The organism is Microvirga sp. Mcv34 (genome assembly GCF_024519725.1).
In the GTDB taxonomy this organism is placed as follows: Bacteria; Pseudomonadota; Alphaproteobacteria; order Rhizobiales; family Beijerinckiaceae; genus Microvirga.
The window spans coordinates 1-865 of sequence record NZ_JALJRK010000262.1; the positions used below are offsets into that span (position 1 = coordinate 1).

Annotated in this window: 1 protein-coding gene; it reads right to left on the reverse strand. The window is 59.9% G+C overall.

All coding sequences use genetic code 11. The features are described from left to right. Positions 1 to 663: porin (locus tag OC446_RS30525; RefSeq protein ID WP_262032611.1), on the reverse strand; the 663-nt coding region annotated here is incomplete at its 3' end. Positions 664 to 865: the final 202 nt, after the last annotated feature.

Below are 865 nucleotides of genomic sequence, written 5' to 3' on the forward strand. Positions count from 1 at the left end.
GGCGATGCTCCGTGCGATCTCGATGATGGACGGGCGCTCCAGGAACAAAAGGTCAGCGGAGCTGATGGAGTCTTCGAGGGTGAACGAGGGCTTGAACGCTCCAATGCGAGGATTGAGCGGCTTGAAGCCGGTAAAGCCCAGACTCGCCTCATAGAGGCTGCCGGTGCCGTCGGGTGTGCCCCCGAAGTCGTAGATCAGCGAGTAGGTGAAATCGCGCCAGAGGCTCCCGACAGCACCGAGACGGGCACGACGGAAGTTCCAGCCGCTGTTCAGATCAGCCCCGTCATCGTCAAAGTAGGTGCCAGTGTCAAGTTGTAAGCGGCCATAAATCCCGAGGGTAAAGTTGCCGTCTGCACTGGTAAGGGTGGGCCTGCCGTTAGGAAACGTCACGCCACCCAAACTTGGTCCAGCCTCGGCTTTGCGAACCTCTGGCTCCTTAGGGGCCGTTTGCTGTCCTCTGCGCACCTTGTCGACCTTAGCGTTTAGGGTGCGCTGCATCTGGTTGAGCTGGCGCTGCAAGGCGCGGATCTCCTGCTGCATTGCTTCGATTTCGCCATCTCTCTGCGCCGCTGCGGGATGGGCGAACATCACGAGCCCAAGCACGGCAGCACCTTGGATCAATCCAGCCCGAGAGGTCGTCGTCAGAAAAGTCGCTTTCAGCATATCGGCACCCTGCTCCTTGACAGATAAGCACAGCTAAATCGGCCTTGTGACGGTGGCGTTGCATCGGGATGACATTATGGCGACGGCCGTCCAGGATACGGAAGCCGAAGCGGCGAGCCAGCATTCTCAGCATTCTTTAGCGGTCGTTTGGGGACTGCAGGCCCGGACCAGAGGCCGAGCTGAGCACTTGTTGCTCCCGAGC